The following is a 2,217-nucleotide window of genomic DNA, read 5'->3' on the forward strand; positions in this document are numbered from 1 at the left end:
ACTTTCGACGTTGAGTATAATACCGATATAGATAGATTGTGAGCGGCTAAAACTAGGATTCTGTCGCAGTTTCTACTAACTTTACAGTTCGTCGAGAGACTCCATCCTGCTTTCACGAGGGCTATATAAAAGATGTATTCTTGGAATCTACATTGGCTCAAAAATACTTGTACTGTCTAATTCTCTGTTATTTGTTGCCTGTGTAATAAAATATATATACTATGTGTAGATAGTAGTAGTAAGACTACTATAAATCGATGTTTTAAGAACTCTTCCTCGTGAAATCGGCGTCTAATGATAGTAGAAACCGGATAGACTACCGGGGAGTGACCTACCGTCTTATCAATTTACACTCGACACCCGGGGTGTGTGTCTTCGGGGACGTAGCTTCCTCGCTAACAGTAGACATCGTGAACTATTGCGTTACACTCGACGACCGGGGAGCCATTAGATATTTCTTCTTTTTGAAATACACTTTGCTATTCCAATCTCCTAGACCTTACAAATGGTATATTTCAGCATTTACACTCGACAGGTGGTGTGTGATAAAGACATAGTTTTATATACCACACCGACCGTCGTGTGTAATATGAGCCGGACGCCCCGAGGTCGATTACTCAAATGAGTAACGAGAAACAGAGTTCTCTCGACTCAATTTGGGAAAGCGAGGATCCGGTTTTTGCGAACAAAGAACTCCTTGACATCGAACATATTCCAGACGAGGAACGGATTATTGGCCGCGAGGATGAGATATCTAATCTTGCCAATAGTATCCATCCTGCAATCAGGGGTGGAAAGCCTAGAAACACGCTAATTTACGGAAAGACAGGGACTGGAAAAAGTCTTGTAGCTAAACACGTTACCCAGAGTGCTGAAGACTTCTCCCACGAGCAGGGTACGAGACTCGATCGCGCATATATCGATTGTACCCAAGCAACGACGGAGACTCAGGTTGTTATCAAACTTGCCCGAACATTCAATCGACCAAATGAAACAAATATCTCTGTACCCCTTTCCGGGTTATCGACGAATGTATACTACGATCGTCTTTGGCAGATTCTCGATAGCCTCCACGACGTCGTTATCATCATTCTCGATGAAGTCGACAAACTCCAAGAGAACAACGTGCTAATGCAGCTCTCCAGAGCTGGGGAAGCTGGAAAGATTGACTCATGTAAGGTCGGAATCCTCGCGATCAGCAATAAAATCTCATTTAAAGATTCTCTGGATGAGCGAGTTTTGAGTAGTCTCCAAGAGCGTGAGTTTATTTTTCCGCCCTACGACGCAAACCAGCTCCGCGAAATTATGCGCCATCGTCAAGATGCGTTTCGCGAAGGAGCTCTCACCGATGATGTAATTCCTCTTGCTGCTGCGTTCGCCGCACAAGAACATGGTGACGCTCGAAAAGCCCTCGATATTCTTCGAAATGCTGGTGAACTCGCGAAAGACGATGATAGCGAAGTTGTTCAGGAAGAACATGTGCGAAATGCCCGAGAAAAAGCAGATATCGATCGATTCTCGAAGTTGCTTCAAGACCAGCCAACACAATCAAAAGCCGCAGTGTATGCTCTTTCATTGATCGCAGACGGGAACAAGCAGGAAGAATTCCCCACACGTGAAATCTATGAACGGTATGAGCAACTCACTGAATCGCTAGAAATTGACCCACTCTCACAACGGCGGATGTCTGATCGGTTGAACGAACAGGCTTTTCTCGATATTCTTGGTGTTACAGATCGGGTTGGCCGTGGTCGTGGGAAGGGAATGACCAATTTCTACTACCTTCTTGAGGAGCCAGAAGTCGTCCAAAGCGCGATTGAATCTGATCAACGATTCTCTCCTAATGGATAATTCATGATTTTACACTCGACAGTTGGGGTGTCATACTCTGTTTCTCGGGGTGACGTATTCTGTGTTTTTCTATATGCCGTCTATAAGATATAGTACGCCATTTAACACCCATTTACACTCGACGCCCGGGGTGATCTGTTTTTTGTTCTGACGATATATCAGTACGTCAGTCGGCTTACTTGAGAGAACTTGTAATGTAGTCTTCACCAGCATGCGAAGTTGGTTCAAGCTAATCGAATTTCGCTTCGCACATGGGGTGTGTTGATCCTCGGATCAGGTCAATAATTCATTCTACTCGTCTGGATTGACTGGGCTCTTGTACTGAGATCGGATTTTGTCTCCATCTCGCCACTGCCAGTAGTAGTA

1 protein-coding gene is annotated in these 2,217 nt (G+C 44.7%); it reads left to right on the forward strand.

What is annotated here, in order from left to right; translation table 11 throughout:
- Positions 1 to 612 precede the first annotated feature (612 nt).
- Positions 613 to 1,851, forward strand: a complete 1,239-nt coding sequence (locus tag Z052_RS18025) for a Cdc6/Cdc18 family protein (protein ID WP_394338105.1) — start codon at positions 613 to 615, stop codon at positions 1,849 to 1,851.
- Positions 1,852 to 2,217 lie beyond the last annotated feature (366 nt).

This window comes from Halorubrum sp. C191, from assembly GCF_002727095.1.
Lineage (GTDB): Archaea > Halobacteriota > Halobacteria > Halobacteriales > Haloferacaceae > Halorubrum > Halorubrum ezzemoulense.